The organism is Salinivibrio kushneri, from assembly GCF_005280275.1.
GTDB classification, from domain to species: Bacteria; Pseudomonadota; Gammaproteobacteria; order Enterobacterales; family Vibrionaceae; genus Salinivibrio; species Salinivibrio kushneri.
In genome coordinates, this window is sequence record NZ_CP040021.1 from 964376 (window position 1) to 981117 (window position 16742).

At 50.8% G+C, this 16742-nt stretch carries 15 protein-coding genes; 11 read left to right on the forward strand and 4 right to left on the reverse strand.

Going from position 1 to position 16742, the window contains the following annotated elements; translation table 11 throughout:
• The first annotated feature begins 22 nt into the window (after nucleotides 1-22).
• Nucleotides 23-1669 carry a phosphoglucomutase (alpha-D-glucose-1,6-bisphosphate-dependent) gene (gene pgm, locus FCN78_RS04675; protein ID WP_077653093.1) on the forward strand — a complete coding sequence of 549 codons (1647 nt, stop codon included), beginning with the start codon at nucleotides 23-25 and terminating at the stop codon, nucleotides 1667-1669.
• A 63-nt stretch (nucleotides 1670-1732) separates the two neighbouring features.
• Here the strand turns inward: pgm and FCN78_RS04680 are convergent, their stop codons facing one another.
• Nucleotides 1733-2539 carry a DUF1853 family protein gene (locus FCN78_RS04680; protein ID WP_077658852.1) on the reverse strand — a complete coding sequence of 269 codons (807 nt, stop codon included), beginning with the start codon at nucleotides 2537-2539 and terminating at the stop codon, nucleotides 1733-1735.
• A 140-nt stretch (nucleotides 2540-2679) separates the two neighbouring features.
• Between FCN78_RS04680 and FCN78_RS04685 the strand changes: the two genes are divergently transcribed.
• Both FCN78_RS04685 and FCN78_RS04690 read left to right on the forward strand, forming a co-directional pair.
• Nucleotides 2680-2883 (forward strand): DUF2517 family protein, encoded by a 204-nt coding sequence (locus FCN78_RS04685; RefSeq protein ID WP_106407164.1) that lies wholly within the window; start codon nucleotides 2680-2682, stop codon nucleotides 2881-2883.
• Nucleotides 2884-3024: 141 nt separating this feature from the next.
• Nucleotides 3025-3783: a Nif3-like dinuclear metal center hexameric protein gene (locus tag FCN78_RS04690; protein WP_069361407.1), complete on the forward strand. Its 759-nt coding sequence runs from the start codon at nucleotides 3025-3027 to the stop codon at nucleotides 3781-3783.
• A gap of 112 nt (nucleotides 3784-3895) precedes the next feature.
• Here the strand turns inward: FCN78_RS04690 and FCN78_RS04695 are convergent, their stop codons facing one another.
• Nucleotides 3896-5185: a citrate synthase gene (locus FCN78_RS04695; protein ID WP_069361408.1), complete on the reverse strand. Its 1290-nt coding sequence runs from the start codon at nucleotides 5183-5185 to the stop codon at nucleotides 3896-3898.
• Between the two features lie 399 nt (nucleotides 5186-5584).
• Here FCN78_RS04695 and sdhC point away from each other — a divergent pair, with 399 nt between their 5' ends.
• The 8 genes from sdhC (at nucleotide 5585) to sucD (ending at nucleotide 15123) form a co-directional block, all read left to right on the forward strand.
• A complete protein-coding gene (gene sdhC / locus FCN78_RS04700) occupies nucleotides 5585-5977 on the forward strand; it encodes a succinate dehydrogenase cytochrome b556 subunit (protein ID WP_069361409.1) in 393 nt (130 codons plus the stop codon).
• Complete coding sequence (gene sdhD / locus FCN78_RS04705) at nucleotides 5971-6321, forward strand: succinate dehydrogenase, hydrophobic membrane anchor protein (protein WP_069361410.1); 351 nt, start codon at nucleotides 5971-5973, stop codon at nucleotides 6319-6321. Before sdhC ends, sdhD begins: the two co-directional genes overlap by 7 nt.
• Entirely contained in the window at nucleotides 6322-8088 is a 1767-nt protein-coding gene (gene sdhA / locus FCN78_RS04710) for a succinate dehydrogenase flavoprotein subunit (RefSeq protein ID WP_069361411.1), read from the forward strand.
• Between the two features lie 14 nt (nucleotides 8089-8102).
• Nucleotides 8103-8813 carry a succinate dehydrogenase iron-sulfur subunit gene (locus FCN78_RS04715; protein WP_046073555.1) on the forward strand — a complete coding sequence of 237 codons (711 nt, stop codon included), beginning with the start codon at nucleotides 8103-8105 and terminating at the stop codon, nucleotides 8811-8813.
• A gap of 115 nt (nucleotides 8814-8928) precedes the next feature.
• The gene (gene sucA, locus FCN78_RS04720) at nucleotides 8929-11739 is read left to right on the forward strand and encodes a 2-oxoglutarate dehydrogenase E1 component (RefSeq protein ID WP_077459477.1); all 2811 of its coding nucleotides are present in this window, start codon (nucleotides 8929-8931) and stop codon (nucleotides 11737-11739) included.
• 28 nt (nucleotides 11740-11767) lie between these two features.
• A complete protein-coding gene (gene odhB, locus FCN78_RS04725; RefSeq protein WP_077459478.1) occupies nucleotides 11768-12976 on the forward strand; it encodes a 2-oxoglutarate dehydrogenase complex dihydrolipoyllysine-residue succinyltransferase in 1209 nt (402 codons plus the stop codon).
• Between the two features lie 105 nt (nucleotides 12977-13081).
• The gene (gene sucC, locus FCN78_RS04730; RefSeq protein WP_069361414.1) at nucleotides 13082-14248 is read left to right on the forward strand and encodes an ADP-forming succinate--CoA ligase subunit beta; all 1167 of its coding nucleotides are present in this window, start codon (nucleotides 13082-13084) and stop codon (nucleotides 14246-14248) included.
• Nucleotides 14249-14250: 2 nt separating this feature from the next.
• A complete protein-coding gene (gene sucD / locus FCN78_RS04735; protein ID WP_046073551.1) occupies nucleotides 14251-15123 on the forward strand; it encodes a succinate--CoA ligase subunit alpha in 873 nt (290 codons plus the stop codon).
• A gap of 70 nt (nucleotides 15124-15193) precedes the next feature.
• Here sucD and znuB read toward each other — a convergent pair whose 3' ends face one another.
• Both znuB and znuC read right to left on the reverse strand, forming a co-directional pair.
• Complete coding sequence (gene znuB / locus FCN78_RS04740) at nucleotides 15194-15985, reverse strand: zinc ABC transporter permease subunit ZnuB (protein ID WP_077520186.1); 792 nt, start codon at nucleotides 15983-15985, stop codon at nucleotides 15194-15196.
• Nucleotides 15978-16742 carry a zinc ABC transporter ATP-binding protein ZnuC gene (znuC, locus tag FCN78_RS04745; RefSeq protein ID WP_069361416.1) on the reverse strand — a complete coding sequence of 255 codons (765 nt, stop codon included), beginning with the start codon at nucleotides 16740-16742 and terminating at the stop codon, nucleotides 15978-15980. The genes znuB and znuC overlap by 8 nt, the downstream gene beginning before the upstream one ends.

A 16742-nucleotide genomic window follows, 5' to 3' on the forward strand; every position in this document is an offset into this window, starting at 1 on the left:
CCACTCATGGGAGAAGAGAATTATGGCAGTGCATCCTCAAGCCGGACAGCGCGCGAACCCGCAAGATTTGTGTGATATTCCGGCGCTTGTGACGCGTTTTTTCCAGACTCAACCACGTCCAGGTCATCCGTCGCAACGTGTTGCGTTTGGGACGTCAGGCCACCGTGGAAGCGCGTTGAACACCACATTTAATCGCGACCATATTCTCGCGATTGCACAAGCAATTTGTGATGAGCGCAGCGCGCGCGGTATTTCTGGCCCTGTCTTTGTAGGAAAAGACACTCATGCGCTTTCCGAGCCCGCCTTCGGTGCCGTGGTTGAAGTATTAACGGCCAATCAGGTACAGGTTATTGCGCAAGCCGAGCAGGGCTATACGCCAACGCCGGGCATTTCTCAACAAATTCTGGCTTATAACCGTGATCATGCTGAGCAAGCGGATGGGATTGTGATCACCCCTTCACACAATCCGCCGCAAGATGGTGGCATCAAGTATAATCCACCTCATGGTGGCCCAGCAGAAGGCGCTATCACAAAATCGATTGAAGCACGCGCCAACGACTATATTGATGCTGGCTTAGAAGGCGTTCAACGATTGGCTATCGACGAAGCACGGGCAAGCGCTTACTACCAGGAGCAAGACTTAGTGACGCCTTATGTCGCAGGGCTGGAGCATGTCGTTGATATCAAGGCCATTCAGGCGGCAGGATTAAAACTTGCCGTCGACCCTTTGGGGGGAGCCGGGATCCGCTATTGGCAGCAAATTGCCGCGCATTATCAACTCGATATTACCCTGATTAATGATCATGTCGACCCAACCTTTGGCTTTATGCCTCGCGATGGTGATGGCGTGATTCGTATGGATTGCTCTTCAGCATACGCCATGGCTGGACTCCTAGCGTACAAGGACGATTATGATTTGGCATTTGGTAATGATCCAGATTTCGATCGCCATGGCATTGTGACTCCGGCTGGCTTGATGAATCCTAACCACTATTTAGCGGTGTGCATCGATTATTTATTCCGTCACCGTCCGCAGTGGTCAGCCGATTTAGGCGTGGGTAAGACCCTGGTGTCCAGTGCGATCATTGATAAGGTGGTTGGCGATCTCGCCCGTCCGCTGGTTGAAGTGCCCGTCGGCTTTAAATGGTTTGTGCCTGGCTTGAGTGAAGGAACGCTTGGCTTTGGCGGAGAAGAAAGTGCTGGCGCCTCATTCTTAACCTTTGATGGGCAGCCATGGTCAACGGATAAAGATGGTATCATTCTTTGCTTACTGGCGGCAGAAATTCTGGCGGTAACAGGACTTACACCGCAGGCGTACTATCAGAAACTCGCCGGCAAGCATGGCGATCCAGCCTATAACCGATTACAAGCGGTTGCCAATGCAGCGCAAAAGCAGGTGCTCAGTCAGCTCAACCCCGATATGGTGACGGCAGAGACCTTAGCTGGTGATCCCATTACCGCCAAACTGACGCATGCGCCGGGCAATGGCGCTGCTATTGGCGGTTTGAAAGTGGTCACAGAATTTGGCTGGTTCGCAGCGCGCCCCTCCGGGACAGAAGATATTTACAAAATCTACTGTGAAAGCTTTAAAGGCAATGATCACTTACGTCTCATCGAGCAAGAAGCGCAACAAATTGTTGATCGTGTGTTCAATGAGCAAGGTGTTTAGCGAGCCGCTTCTGTGTTTCGCGGCGAGCAAAACGACGCGCACTGGCAAAGTGCGCGTTTTTTATTAGCGAGAGGGCTGTGGCGGCATATTGGCGGGCCAGTCATTTGGCACCACGAACCAAGGTGTGAGTGAGTCGTCTAATAAGTGACAGGTTCGAGAGAGCCCCTTAAGTGAAGCTCGCTCTAGCTTGGGTAGATCCGCAAAGGCGGGCAGTGATAGCCATTGATCGCGGGCTAGTACGGCAAATTCCCTGTCTGTTGGTAATGCTTCTGGCCAACACCACCACCCACCAATGCTGTCATGATTGATGGGTAGCCAGTCTGGTAGGGGCTGCTCGCCATGATGATAATGGCGATACAACCTTCCTTGCACCATCAGACGCTTTTTACTCGGCTGCCAGTATGGGTATTGCTGGCAAAAGCTTGGGTGACTCGAAAGCGCCAATTGATGGTCAAGCATTCGCGCCACTTTGATATCGAGCGCATCCTTGGCATTGGGGCCTAACCAACGGTTTTCATACGCGAGGTAGAATTTTACCGCTACCTCCCAGTGCTCTAATTGACCCTGATAGTTGACTAAAAAGTCGATGGCACCTTGCGTCTTGCCGCCTTCATTAATCTGTATTTCCTCAGCTTCTAGTACCAAATGAGGGTGACAATCAATGAGCTGACTGAGCAACCATTGATAATAAAAGCCGATACGCTTTGGTCCCGTATAGGGCGTGGGAGATGGCAGTAATGGGGGTTGCCAAAGGTGATGAGGCACAACTGGGAAGCGCTTATCGTTGAGCAGTGAGAGCTGATTTTGTACCCAGCTAAAATCGGCGTTAATTTGGGCTTGGTTACTAAATAAGGGATAGGTGTCACTCATGATGTAATTTTATTACCTTGTTAAGAGACTGTTAAAGCTAAAACGGTGGTTTCTGGGTAAAAAATCACCATTAATGTAGTAAAAAAACAAAACGGGTGGTACACTATGCTCATATTTGCAAACTGGTCAGATGAGTGAGGATGATTATGTATACACCGTTCGATAAAACCCGTGTTGTGTTACGCCGCTGTGCGGTCGTGATCGCGGGCATCACTTGCCTGCCAACACTGATTGCGCCGCCAATGGCATCGCGTATATATAGCCATTTACACCAAGTCTGGCTTAAAGACAGTACCAAGCCTGTTTGGTTGGCTGAATCGGAAAAAGCCGGCGGGTTTTTCTAGTCCGTCACTGATGAGTGGCCATATAACCGCGGAACAAATTCGTGATATTCAGTCAGCGGTGAGACACGGTCTCACCGCTTTTTTTATGTTTGCTTGTCAGGTTACACTGTTGCCATTGTCTCGCAAGTGAATGTGAATGCTATGAATAATTTTGAACTGGAAGCATTGATCAACGCCGAACTAAAACCGGATAGCATTAAAGACTACAGCCCGAATGGTCTACAAGTGCAAGGGCGTGATGAGATAAAAACAATCGTCACCGGGGTGACGGCCTGCCAAGATTTGATTGACGCAGCGATTGAGCAGAACGCGGATGCCATCTTGGTGCACCATGGTTACTTCTGGCGCGGCGAACCACAGCAAATTCGCGGCATGAAGTACCAACGGATCAAGAAGTTGATTGAATACGGTATCAATCTTTACGGTTATCACTTACCGTTGGATATTCACCCGACGCTGGGTAACAACGCGCAACTTGCCAAGCGTTTAGGCATTGAACTGCTTGGGGGACTGGAGCCTGACAATCCTGTCTCGATTCCTGTTTATGGAAAGCTTTCAACCCCCATGACGTTGGCACAGTTTGAGCAACAAGTGGCCACGGTGCTTAACCGAGCGCCCCTTGTGATTGACGGTGGCCAACAAACGCGGATTGAAACCGTCGGTCTGTGTACCGGTGGCGCGCAAGATTTTATCGACTTGGCGGCTTCACAAGGGATGGATGCGTATCTGTCGGGTGAGATTTCTGAGCGCACGACCTTTTCGGCGCGCGAGCAGGGTGTGCATTACATCGCGGCAGGGCATCATGCGACCGAGCGTTATGGCGTGAAAGCGCTAGGGGAGTGGATTGCTCAGCAGCATGGTTTGAATGTGCACTTTATTGATATCGACAATCCAGCATGACGCCTAGGCATTGAGGCTAAGTGCGATAAAAGGTAGACGCAGCCATGTGATAAACTGCCGATGATAAACAAAAAGCCGCCTGTTGGCGGCTTTGTTGTATGACATTCGCGCCTTAACTGCGCTTATCCATTGGGGTAAATTCGCGCTGCGTATACCCAGTGTAAAGCTGACGCGGACGCCCAATTCGCTTGTGCGGGTCGGTATGCATCTCATTCCAGTGGGCAATCCAGCCTATGGTACGAGACATCGCGAAGATCACCGTAAACATCGATGTAGGGATCCCGATTGCTTTCAGGATAATGCCTGAATAGAAATCAACGTTCGGGTAGAGTTTCTTATCGATAAAGTAATCATCTGACAATGCGATGCGTTCCAGCTCCATCGCTACATCTAGTAGTGGATCCTGAATTTGCAACTCGTTAAGCACCTCATGGCAGGCTTCACGCATCACAGTTGCGCGTGGGTCATAGTTCTTGTAAACGCGATGACCAAAGCCCATCAGACGGAACGGATCGTCTTTGTCTTTCGCGCGAGCAATATACTCAGGAATGTTATCCACATGCCCAATTTGCTCAAACATGCGCAAGCACGCTTCGTTGGCACCACCGTGTGCCGGCCCCCATAACGAGGCGATCCCAGCCGCAATACAAGCAAATGGGTTAGCCCCTGAAGAGCCTGCCAGACGTACCGTTGACGTTGATGCGTTTTGTTCGTGATCGGCATGCAGGGTAAAGATCTTATCCATTGCGCGCGCGACCACTGGGTTGACTTCATATTCCTCGCACGGGGTGGCGAACATCATATGAAGGAAGTTTTCCGCGTAATCGAGGTCATTACGTGGGTAGATAAATGGCTGTCCGATTGAGTATTTGTAACACATCGCAGCCAGTGTCGGCATTTTTGACAACAGACGGAACGCCGTGATCTCACGGTGCTGGTCGTTATTGATGTCGAGAGAATCGTGATAGAACGCGGCCAGTGCACCTACAACCCCGACCATAACGGCCATTGGGTGAGCGTCACGGCGGAAGCCGTGGAAGAAGCTCGCAATTTGCTCATGCACCATGGTGTGGCGCACGATCATTGAGCGAAACTCATTATATTGCTTCGTTGTAGGGACTTCACCGTAGAGCAGGATATAACAGACTTCTAAATAATCAGCGTTATTGGCAAGTTGATCTATCGGGTAACCGCGGTGCAGCAATACGCCAGCGGCGCCATCGATGTAGGTGATCTGCGAGTCGCATGACCCCGTTGCGACAAAACCAGGATCAAAGGTGAAATAGCCTTCGTTTACCAGCTTGCGCACATCAATGACTTCTGGACCGACGGTGCCCTCGATAATCGGCAGTTCGATTGGTGCTTTCCCTTCAATGTGTAGGGTAGCTTTCTTCTCTGCCATAACAATCTCCTTTGTTATTTTATAATCCCATCCAGGATACGGACTCGACCGTTGTACCGATCGGCCCCAATGATGTCAATTTTTAACCTATCGATGTGTGCGTCAGTTAATAACTTATTTGCAATGCGCGTTAAATATCTGTTGTGAGATTCCGGTCAATTTTGTACGTTTGTAATTGTCTGTTACGCCACGTATACTTTTCCGAGGTCTCTGGGCAAATCAGTATCCTAGAGCGTTTAGGGACTCAAACACCTTTCCTAAATGACGTGATCCATTCGCCAAGAATTGCAGTTATAAGCAATAAGGTACATGAAGCGCGTTACGCAGATGTTGCAGGTCTTACGCTTTGAGTACTGAGGTTCAGAGAGTGTAATAACTATAAATGCTCAATGGAGCTGAGTGGGCAATATCGTGAAAGAAAGAAAGTCAAGACCCGTAAACCTCGACCTCCAGACGATTCGTTTTCCGATAACAGCGATTGCGTCTATATTGCATCGAGTGGCAGGTGTCATCACCTTTGTCTCGATCGCCATCCTCCTATGGCTGCTTAGCCTGTCTCTCTCTTCTCCTGATGGATTTCAATCCGCTGCTGCCATTGTCGATAGCTTTTTCGTCAAATTGATCCTCTGGGGCATTTTGACGGCGCTGGCTTATCACATTGTCGGTGGGATCCGTCATTTGATCCAAGACATGGGTTATTTTGAAGAACTGGAGTCTGGCGTGCAAAGTGCGCAGGTTGCATTTGTTATCACTGGCGTGTTGTCTGTGTTGGCGGGGGTTTTAGTATGGTAACGAAAAACATCTCATCGGTCGGGCGCAATGGCGTGCACGACTATGTGCTGATTCGCGCCACTGCGATTCTCATCACACTTTACACACTTTATATGGTCGGTTTTGCCGTTTTTGGCCCTGAGATTACGTATGCCTCATGGACAGCGTTTTTCGGCCAGACCAGTACCAAAGTCTTTACCATGTTAGCCCTGGTCTCCGTGCTGATTCACGGCTGGATCGGAATGTGGCAAGTATTGACTGACTATATTAAGCCAGCCTTGCTGCGTGGCATGTTGCAACTTGGCGTTGTGGCCGTGCTACTGATCTACGTTTTTGCCGGTTTCTTTGTATTGTGGGGTGTGTAAGTGAGTATTCCAGTTCGCGAATTTGACGCAATTGTCATTGGCGCAGGCGGCGCAGGTATGCGCGCCGCACTGCAAATATCAGAGCAGGGCCTAACCTGTGCACTGTTATCTAAAGTGTTTCCAACCCGCTCTCACACCGTGTCGGCGCAGGGTGGTATTACGGTAGCACTGGGTAACTCCCACAAAGATAACTGGCAGTGGCACATGTACGACACGGTAAAAGGGTCAGACTACATTGGTGACCAAGACGCCATTGAGTACATGTGTAAGACGGGCCCGCAATCAGTGATTGAGCTAGAGAAGATGGGGTTACCTTTTTCTCGGTTTGAGAATGGGTCCATTTATCAGCGTCCGTTTGGTGGCCAGTCTAAAGAGTTTGGTGGCGAGCAAGCTGCACGCACCGCGGCGGCAGCTGACCGAACCGGGCACGCACTGCTGCACACCTTGTATCAGCAAAACATTAAAAACAAGACCACCATCTTCTCTGAATGGTATGCGCTTGATTTGGTGAAAAACCAAGACGGTGTGATTGTTGGTGCGACCGCCATGTGTATGGAAACGGGCGAGATTTGCTACTTTAAGTCCAAGGCAACGGTGCTGGCGACAGGGGGAGCAGGTCGTATCTATCAGTCAACCACCAATGCCCACATTAATACTGGTGATGGCGTAGGGATGGCGCTGCGCGCAGGCGTGCCCATGCAAGACATGGAAATGTGGCAATTCCACCCAACCGGCATTGCAGGCGCGGGTGTATTGGTGACAGAAGGTTGCCGCGGTGAAGGCGGTTACTTGCTCAATAAAGATGGCGAGCGTTTTATGGAACGTTATGCGCCTAATGTTAAAGATCTCGCAGGTCGTGACGTTGTGGCGCGCTCGATGATGATCGAAATTCGAGAAGGGCGTGGTTGTGATGGGCCATGGGGACCGCACCTGAAGCTCAAGCTGGATCACTTGGGCAAAGACGTGCTTGAGTCTCGTCTTCCTGGCATTCTCGACTTGTCTCGCACCTTTGCGCATGTTGATCCTATCAAAGAGCCGATTCCGGTAATCCCAACCTGTCATTACATGATGGGAGGTATTCCAACGCAGGTGTCTGGTCAAGCGATCAAACAAGACCCGCTCGGCAATGACATTGAAGTACAAGGTTTGTTTGCCTGTGGTGAGATTGCCAGCGTGTCTGTGCATGGTGCGAACCGCTTGGGCGGCAACTCACTGCTGGACTTGGTTGTCTTTGGCCGCGCGACCGGCCTTCATCTCGGGGAGACACTCGCCGCACAAGTAGAAGCGCGCGATGCGAGTGAGTCAGACATCGAGGCGTCCCTGGCGCGTGTTAATCGTTGGAATAGCACTCAACAGGGTGAAGATCCGGTTGAGATCCGCAAAGACTTGCAAGCTTGTATGCAAGAAAACTTCTCCGTGTTCCGAGAAGGCGAGGCCATGGAAAAAGGGCTGAAAGAGCTGAAGGAAATTCGTGAGCGACTCAAGTCGGCGCGTCTTGATGACACGTCAACCGAGTTCAACACGCAGCGCGTCGAATGTTTGGAGCTGGAGAATTTGATGGAAACCGCGTACTCAACAGCGGTGTCAGCCCATTATCGTACTGAAAGCCGTGGCGCACATGCGCGTTTCGATTATCAAGATCGCGATGATGAGAACTGGCTATGCCACTCCATCTATAACCCAGAAACCGAAGCTATGTCGAAGCGCGACGTCAATATGGCGCCAGTGCACCGTGAGGCTTTCCCACCGAAAGTCCGCAGTTACTAAGGGGGTCGAGAACGATGAATGTTAAGTTTTCTATCTATCGCTACAACCCAGATGTGGACAATGCGCCATACATGAAAGACTACACGCTGGATGTGCCTGAAGGGTCTGACATGATGCTGCTGGATGCGCTCATCCAGCTGAAAGAGCAAGATCCTACGTTGGCTTTCCGCCGCTCGTGCCGAGAAGGTGTCTGTGGCTCTGACGGCGTCAATATGAACGGTAAAAATGGCCTCGCGTGTATCACGCCGCTGTCGTCACTGATGGACAAGTCGGAAATCGTGATTCGCCCGCTACCTGGTCTACCGGTCGTGCGTGATCTCATCATTGATATGGGACAGTTCTATGAGAACTATGAGCGCGTCAAACCTTATCTGATGAACGATGAAACGCCACCGTCGCGAGAGAACTTGCAAGCGCCGGAAGATCGCGCTGAATTAGACGGTTTGTATGAGTGCATCATGTGTGCCTGTTGTAGTACCGCCTGCCCTTCATTTTGGTGGAACCCTGACAAGTTTGTCGGGCCAGCGGGCTTGCTTGCTGCGTACCGCTGGTTGGCGGATAGCCGTGATACAGCAACCGAAGAGCGGTTATCTGATCTAGACGACGCTTTTAGTGTCTTCCGTTGCCACGGGATCATGAACTGTGTCAGTGTATGTCCGAAGGGGCTGAACCCAACGAAGGCAATTGGGCATATCAAGTCTATGCTGATTCAGCGCGGCGTTTAAAACGCACAACCAATAACGTAGATAAAAAATGCCCCGTCCTTGGACGGGGCTTAATAACAGGTAACCCGGCCTCAGACCGGTGTTTGGATAAATAACTAGTGGTTAAGGGATAACAATGCAAAATGGCGTGATGAAGGCTTGGATAGAGTCTTCTCATTTGGCTGGCGCCAATGCAACGTACGTAGAAGATCTCTACGAAATGTACCTCAGTGACCCGGAGTTAGTTGATCAAGAATGGAGAGCGGTCTTCGACCAGCTACCAGTGGTGAGTGACACCGCGGTAGAACAACCCCACTCTCGTGTTCGTGATTACTTTCGACGCTTAGCTACCGATACATCGCGTGCAAGTGCTTCAGTCAATGATCCAGACGTAGACGCGAAACAAGTTAAAGTTCTCCAACTGATTAATGCTTTCCGTTTCCGCGGCCACCAACAGGCCAGCCTAGATCCTCTCGGACTATGGAAACGTAAACCTGTACCAGATCTGTCGCCTGCTTTTCACTCTCTTAATGAGCAGGACTTCAACGAAACCTTCAACGTCGGCTCATTTGCGATTGGTAAAGACAATATGCAATTGGGTGAGCTGTATGATGCACTTGAAAAGACCTATTGTGGGTCGATCGGTGCAGAATACATGCACATTACCGATACCGAAGAAAAGCGCTGGATCCAAGGTCGCCTGGAGTCTGTGGTTGGACAGCCGCAGTTTACCGAGCAAGAGAAACTGACCTTTTTGGAAGAGCTCACCGCAGCTGAAGGCCTCGAACGTTATCTGGGGGCCAAATTCCCCGGCGCTAAGCGGTTCTCTCTTGAGGGCGGTGATTCGCTGATCCCGATGCTGAAAGAGCTGATTCGCCACGCAGGTAGCGAGGGCGCACGAGAAGTCGTGGTCGGTATGGCTCACCGTGGCCGTCTCAACGTGCTGGTGAATGTGCTAGGCAAAAAGCCCTCTGAGTTGTTCGACGAGTTCGCGGGTAAGCAAGACGATACCTGGGGCACGGGCGATGTGAAGTATCACCAGGGCTTTTCATCTGACTTCGCGACACCGGGCGGTGATGTGCACCTTGCCTTGGCGTTTAACCCTTCACACCTTGAAATTGTCAATCCAGTGGTGATGGGGTCTGTGCGTGCTCGTCAAGACCGATTAGAAGACAATACTGGGTCGAGTGTCCTCCCGATCACCATCCACGGTGATGCGTCTATTGCTGGGCAAGGGGTGGTACAAGAGACCTTCAACATGTCGCAAGCGCGAGGCTTCCAAGTTGGCGGCACCGTGCGCATCGTGGTCAATAACCAAATTGGGTTTACCACGTCGAATCCGGCTGATTCACGCTCGACGCAATACTGTACAGATATCGCTAAGATGGTGCAGGCGCCTATTTTCCACGTCAATGCCGACGATCCCGAAGCGGTGGCTTTTGTCTCGCGCTTGGCACTCGATTTTCGCAATGAGTTTAAGCGTGATGTGGTCATTGATTTGGTTTGTTACCGTCGCCACGGCCACAACGAAGCGGATGAGCCCAATGCGACTCAGCCGATGATGTACCAAAAGATCAAAAAGCATCCCACTCCGCGTAAGCTGTATGCTGATGTATTGGATCAACAAGGTGTCGCTAACCTCGAAAAAGCCACGGAGATGATCAATGAGTATCGTGATCTTCTCGACAGTGGTGAGTGCGTGGTGAAAGAGTGGCGACCCATGGTGTTGCATTCTGTCGACTGGACGCCTTATCTAGGCCACGATTGGACGGTAGAGTGGGCCAATAAGTTCGATGCTAAGCGCCTGAAAGAGCTGGGCCATCGTATTTGCCAACTGCCAGACAGTCATAAGCTCCATAGCCGAGTCGCCAAGCTCTACAAAGATCGCAAAGCGATGGTAGAAGGTGAAAAGATGGTTGATTGGGGGATGGCTGAGACCCTTGCTTATGCCACCTTGGTTGATGACGGCAAACGTATCCGGATTACGGGTCAAGACTCAGGCCGTGGTACCTTCTTCCACCGTCATGCGGTGCTTCATAATCAAGAAGATGGCAGCACGTATTTGCCACTTGCGAATATCCATGACAAACAAGGGCCATTCGAGATCTTCGACTCCGTGTTATCGGAAGAAGCGGTACTGGCGTTTGAGTACGGTTACGCAACGGCAGAGCCAGGCGGTTTAACCGTGTGGGAAGCGCAGTTTGGTGATTTCGGCAATGGTGCGCAAGTAGTGATTGACCAGTTCATCAGCTCTGGTGAACAAAAATGGCGCCGTATGTGTGGCCTGACCATGCTGCTTCCTCATGGCTATGAAGGGCAGGGACCTGAGCACTCGTCAGCACGTTTGGAGCGTTACTTGCAACTGTGTGCTGAGCAAAACATGCAAGTCGTTGTGCCATCGAGCCCCGCGCAGGTCTACCATATGTTGCGTCGGCAAGTGGTGCGCCCCATGCGTCGTCCTTTGATCGTGATGTCACCCAAATCACTGTTACGTCACCCACTGTGTGTGTCTAACTTGGAAGATCTGACCGAGGGTGACTTCATGCCTGCCATTGGCGAGATGGATGACCTTGAGCCAAGCAAAGTGAAACGCGTGGTGATGTGCTCGGGCAAAGTCTATTATGATTTGCTACAAGCACGCCGAGAGCAAGAGATTGATGATGTTGCCATTATCCGTATTGAGCAGCTTTATCCATTCCCTCTAGAAGCGGTAAAAAATGCGATTGCGCCTTATAGCAATGCGAAAGACTTTGTATGGTGTCAAGAAGAGCCACAAAACCAAGGGGCGTGGTACAGCAGCCAGCACAACTTCCGTGCAGCCTTACCCAAAGATGCCACGTTAACCTATGCCGGACGCTCGGCATCGGCATCACCTGCGGTAGGTTATATGTCTGTACACCAGAAACAACAAAAAGCGTTAGTTCAAGACGCTCTGACCCTAAAGTAAGAACTAGAACATTAAGGATAAATACGATATGACAATCGACATTCTGGTTCCCGATTTACCCGAATCTGTGGCTGACGCAACCATTGCCACATGGCACAAACAGCCAGGTGACTCGGTAACCCGTGACGAAGTACTGGTTGATATTGAAACAGATAAGGTCGTGCTGGAAGTGCCTGCCCCTGCTGATGGGGTGTTGGAGTCCATCATTGAAGATGAAGGGTCAACCGTATTAGCGAAACAGGCCATCGCTAAGATCAAAGAAGGTGCCGTCGCAGGTGAGCCAACCAAAGACGTTCCTGCACAATCAGAGTCTTCACCTGACAAGCGCCATACGGCTTCTCTTGAGGAGGAGACGAACGACGCGTTAAGTCCCGCGGTACGTCGTTTGCTCGGGGAGCATGATCTCTCAGCAGACGCAGTGAAAGGCACAGGCGTGGGTGGACGCATTACGCGAGAAGATGTTGAAGCACACCTTAAGAGCCAGCCAGAGCAGGGTGAGCAAAAAGCACAAAGCCAAGACGTGCCACCTGTGGCGGAACGCGGCGAAAAGCGTGTGCCAATGACGCGTCTGCGTAAGCGTGTCGCTGAGCGCTTGTTAGAAGCGAAAAACAGTACCGCGATGCTCACCACGTTCAACGAAGTGAACATGAAGCCAATCATGGACCTGCGTAAGCAATACCGTGACAGCTTCGAAGAGCGTCACGATATTCGCCTCGGCTTTATGTCTTTCTATGTCAAAGCGGTGGTAGAGGCCTTGAAGCGTTACCCAGAAGTCAACGCGTCCATCGATGGTGATGATATCGTTTATCATAACTATTTTGATGTCAGCATGGCGGTATCTACACCACGTGGCTTGGTCACACCAGTGCTGCGCGATTGCGACAAGCTGGGCTTTGCGGATATTGAAAAGGGCATCCGCGATTTGGCGATTAAAGGCCGTGATGGCAAGCTCACCGTTGATGAACTGACAGGCGGTAACTTCACCCTCACTAATGGCGGTGTGTTTGGCTCATTAATGTCAACGCCGATCATTAACCCTCCTCAAGCAGCCATTCTTGGCATGCACAAGATCCAAGACCGCCCGATGGCGGTGGATGGCAAGGTCGAAATCTTGCCGATGATGTACCTCGCGCTTTCTTATGATCACCGTTTGATTGACGGTCGTGAATCGGTAGGCTTCTTGGTGACCATCAAAGAACTTCTAGAAGACCCAACACGTCTGCTTCTGGACGTTTAATGGCGTTTCCCCGTGTTGGCGGGGACGTCATTTTGAGGGGGCGGAGGTCCCCTCACTTGGAAAGCAAAAAGACACAATAATGGACACTAACACGGATAGAACATCATGAATCTGCACGAATATCAGTCAAAGCAGCTGTTCGCTGAATATGGTCTACCAGTTTCAGAGGGCTATGCTTGCGATACTCCACAAGAAGCTGCCGAAGCAGCCGATAAAATTGGCGGAAACAAATGGGTAGTAAAATGCCAAGTCCACGCCGGTGGCCGTGGTAAAGCGGGTGGCGTAAAACTGGCCAACTCCAAAGAAGAAATCCGCGAATTTGCGCAACAATGGCTAGGTAAAAACCTGGTGACCTTTCAAACCGACGAAAACGGTCAACCCGTAAGCAAAATTTTGGTTGAGTCATGCACCGATATTGCCAAAGAGCTTTATCTGGGTGCGGTTGTCGATCGCGGCTCTCGTCGTGTTGTCTTTATGGCATCGACTGAAGGCGGTGTTGAAATCGAGAAGGTGGCGGAAGAAACTCCTGAGCTAATCCATAAAGCATCGATCGATCCGCTCGTGGGTCCTCAGCCATACCAGGGCCGTCAACTGGCGTTTAAATTGGGCCTAGAAGGTGAACAAATTAAGCAGTTTACCAAAATCTTTGTGGGTATCGGCCAGCTATTTTTGGATAAAGATATCGCATTGGTTGAGGTTAACCCTCTGGTTATTACTGACCAAGGTAACTTGCACTGCTTGGATGCGAAATTGGCCATTGATAGCAACGCTGTTTATCGCCAGCCAAAGGTACGTGCAATGCACGACCCGAGCCAAGATGATGAGCGAGAGGCCCACGCCGCACAGTGGGAGCTTAACTATGTTGCGCTCGACGGCAACATTGGCTGCATGGTTAACGGCGCGGGCTTGGCCATGGGCACCATGGACATTGTTAATTTACACGGTGGCAGCCCAGCTAACTTCCTCGATGTGGGTGGTGGCGCGACCAAAGAGCGTGTAACAGAAGCGTTTAAAATCATTCTGTCTGACAGCAACGTCAAGGCTGTCTTGGTAAATATCTTCGGCGGTATTGTGCGCTGCGATCTTATCGCAGATGGCATCATTGGTGCGGTCGAAGAAGTTGGCGTTAAAGTTCCTGTGGTGGTTCGCCTCGAGGGAAATAATGCTGATGTCGGTGCCAAGAAACTGGCCGATAGTGGTTTGAATATCATTGCGGCAACATCGCTAACCGAAGCCGCTCAAAAAGTCGTTGCTGCCGCGGAGGGTAAATAACAATGTCAGTGCTGATTAATAAAGATACCAAGGTGATCTGCCAAGGTTTTACAGGTGGACAAGGTACGTTTCATTCAGAGCAAGCGATTGAGTATGGAACACAAATGGTCGGCGGTGTATCACCGGGTAAAGGCGGTACGACACACCTAGGTTTGCCTGTGTTTAACACGGTGGCCGATGCGGTCGAGGCGACAGGTGCGACCGCATCAGTGATTTATGTCCCTGCCCCTTTCTGTAAAGACGCGATCCTAGAAGCGATCGATGCCGGTATCGAGCTGATTGTATGTATTACCGAAGGTATCCCAACGCTGGATATGCTGGAAGTAAAAGTGAAGCTAGATCAAGCAGGCGTGCGGATGATTGGCCCTAACTGTCCAGGTGTGATCACCCCGGATGAGTCTAAGATCGGCATTATGCCAGGCCACATTCATCAGTCTGGCAAAGTGGGTATTGTGTCACGCTCAGGGACATTGACCTATGAAGCCGTCAAACAAACCACTGACGAAGGCTTTGGCCAGTCTACCTGTGTCGGCATTGGTGGGGACCCTATCCCAGGCTCAAACTTTATCGACATTTTAGAAATGTTTGAAAAGGATCCGGCGACCGAGGCGATCGTGATGATCGGTGAGATTGGCGGGACAGCAGAAGAGGAAGCGGCGGCTTACATTAAGGCCAATGTGACCAAGCCCGTTGTGGCTTATATTGCTGGGGTAACGGCACCTCCAGGTAAGCGCATGGGTCATGCGGGAGCAATTATTTCTGGTGGTAAAGGAACCGCAGACGATAAATTTGCTGCCCTTGAAGCAGCGGGCGTTACGACGGTTAAAAGCCTGGCTGATATTGGTAAAGCATTGCGCGAAAAAACAAGCTGGTAAGCCAGACAAGGTAATCGCATCAATTAAAGCCGCTCTGATGAGCGGCTTTGTTATGCAATCAACTTTGTTGTCATGAGCTTGAACGACTGGGTAGTAGTTGAGCCAACATAAAGACACTGGCTGCTGCAACCACCACAGACGGGCCTGCAGGCGTGTCATAAAACCAAGAGCCTGCCATGCCTAGCATCACCGCAGCCATCCCAATGAGACTAGCAAACGAGGCCATTTGCTCTGGGGTTGACGCGATGCGCCGTGCCGTTGCCGCCGGGATGATTAACATGGAGGTAATAATCAATGCCCCGACAAATTTCATCGCCAGCGCAATCACCAAGCCAATGAGTAGCATCAATAATAGCCGCAGCTTTTCTACCGCAATACCTTCTACCTTGGCAAGCTCTTCGCTGACGGTCATCGATAGCAGTTGCTCCCAGTAATAGGCCAACACACCCAATGTTAGGCAGGCACCGATCGCTAACCATGTAAGATCAGCAAACGAGACCGCCAACAGGTCGCCAAACAAATAAGCCATGAGATCGACGCGCATATTGTCTAAAAAACTCACCGAGACCAGTCCCAGTGACAGGGCACTGTGAGCCAATATACCGAGCAAGGTATCAGTAGAGACCAGATGTTGGCGCTGTAGTCCCACCAATAAAACCGCTAGGAGTAAACAGGTGATCACGAGTGCGAGGTTTAAGTCGATTTGTAGTAAAAAGCCTAACGCTAACCCGAGCAGTGAGGCGTGAGCGAGGGTATCGCCAAAGTAGGCCATCCGCCGCCAGACCACAAATGAGCCCAAAGGGCCGGCAATGGCGGCGATCAATAAGCCGCCCATGATAGGGGCAAGTAAGAACTCAATCATGATGATGCTCTTGGTGTTCGCAGCTTACAGGTTGCCCTGCAAGATCATGTTTATGATGATGGTGGTGGTGGTAGAGCGCAAGTTGTTCACTGGTTTGGCGACCAAACATTGCCACATAAGATGGGTGCTGCGAGATAGCATCGGGCTCACCGGAGCAGCAGACATGATGCTGCAAACAAATCACTTCATCGGTTTTAGCCATGACTAAATGCAAGTCATGTGAGACCATGAGTACTGCGCACCCAAGGCTATCGCGCAACTGGCTAATCAGGCTATACATCTCCAACTGACCACTGACATCAACCCCTTGTACTGGTTCATCTAACACGAGCACATCAGGGTGCTTTAAAATCGCGCGGGCGAGCAGTACGCGTTGGGTTTCACCGCCAGAGAGGGTATGCATATTCGCATATTGCAAGGATTCGGCATTGACTGTTTGTAGCGCGTGGCTAATCTGCGCATTGGTATAGCGTGTGCCTAGACGAATAAAGCGATCAACCGTGAGTGGCAGGGTTTGATTCAACTGCAACTTCTGAGGCACATAACCGATTTTTACGTCTCGGGCTATCTGTACTTTGCCAGCGCTCGGCTTAACTAAACCGATCAGTGCTTTAACAAGCGTTGATTTTCCTGCGCCATTGGGGCCAATTAGCGTGGTAATTTGCCCACGCTTTAGTTGCATTGAAACCTTGTCCAGCACATGGCGGCCATTGAAGGTCACCGTCACCGCATCGAGCGAGACTAGCGAGTCAGTCAT

Bases quoted from the DNA above. Each gene is read 5' to 3' on its own strand.
- pgm (WP_077653093.1), top strand. From the start codon at position 23: ATGGCAGTGCATCCTCAAGCCGGACAGCGCGCGAACCCGCAAGATTTG.
- FCN78_RS04680 (WP_077658852.1), bottom strand. From the start codon at position 2,539: ATGAGTGACACCTATCCCTTATTTAGTAACCAAGCCCAAATTAACGCC.
- FCN78_RS04685 (WP_106407164.1), top strand. From the start codon at position 2,680: ATGATTATGTATACACCGTTCGATAAAACCCGTGTTGTGTTACGCCGC.
- FCN78_RS04690 (WP_069361407.1), top strand. From the start codon at position 3,025: ATGAATAATTTTGAACTGGAAGCATTGATCAACGCCGAACTAAAACCG.
- FCN78_RS04695 (WP_069361408.1), bottom strand. From the start codon at position 5,185: ATGGCAGAGAAGAAAGCTACCCTACACATTGAAGGGAAAGCACCAATC.
- sdhD (WP_069361410.1), top strand. From the start codon at position 5,971: ATGGTAACGAAAAACATCTCATCGGTCGGGCGCAATGGCGTGCACGAC.
- FCN78_RS04715 (WP_046073555.1), top strand. From the start codon at position 8,103: ATGAATGTTAAGTTTTCTATCTATCGCTACAACCCAGATGTGGACAAT.
- sucA (WP_077459477.1), top strand. From the start codon at position 8,929: ATGCAAAATGGCGTGATGAAGGCTTGGATAGAGTCTTCTCATTTGGCT.
- odhB (WP_077459478.1), top strand. From the start codon at position 11,768: ATGACAATCGACATTCTGGTTCCCGATTTACCCGAATCTGTGGCTGAC.
- sucC (WP_069361414.1), top strand. From the start codon at position 13,082: ATGAATCTGCACGAATATCAGTCAAAGCAGCTGTTCGCTGAATATGGT.
- sucD (WP_046073551.1), top strand. From the start codon at position 14,251: ATGTCAGTGCTGATTAATAAAGATACCAAGGTGATCTGCCAAGGTTTT.
- znuB (WP_077520186.1), bottom strand. From the start codon at position 15,985: ATGATTGAGTTCTTACTTGCCCCTATCATGGGCGGCTTATTGATCGCC.
- znuC (WP_069361416.1), bottom strand. From the start codon at position 16,742: ATGACTGACTCGCTAGTCTCGCTCGATGCGGTGACGGTGACCTTCAAT.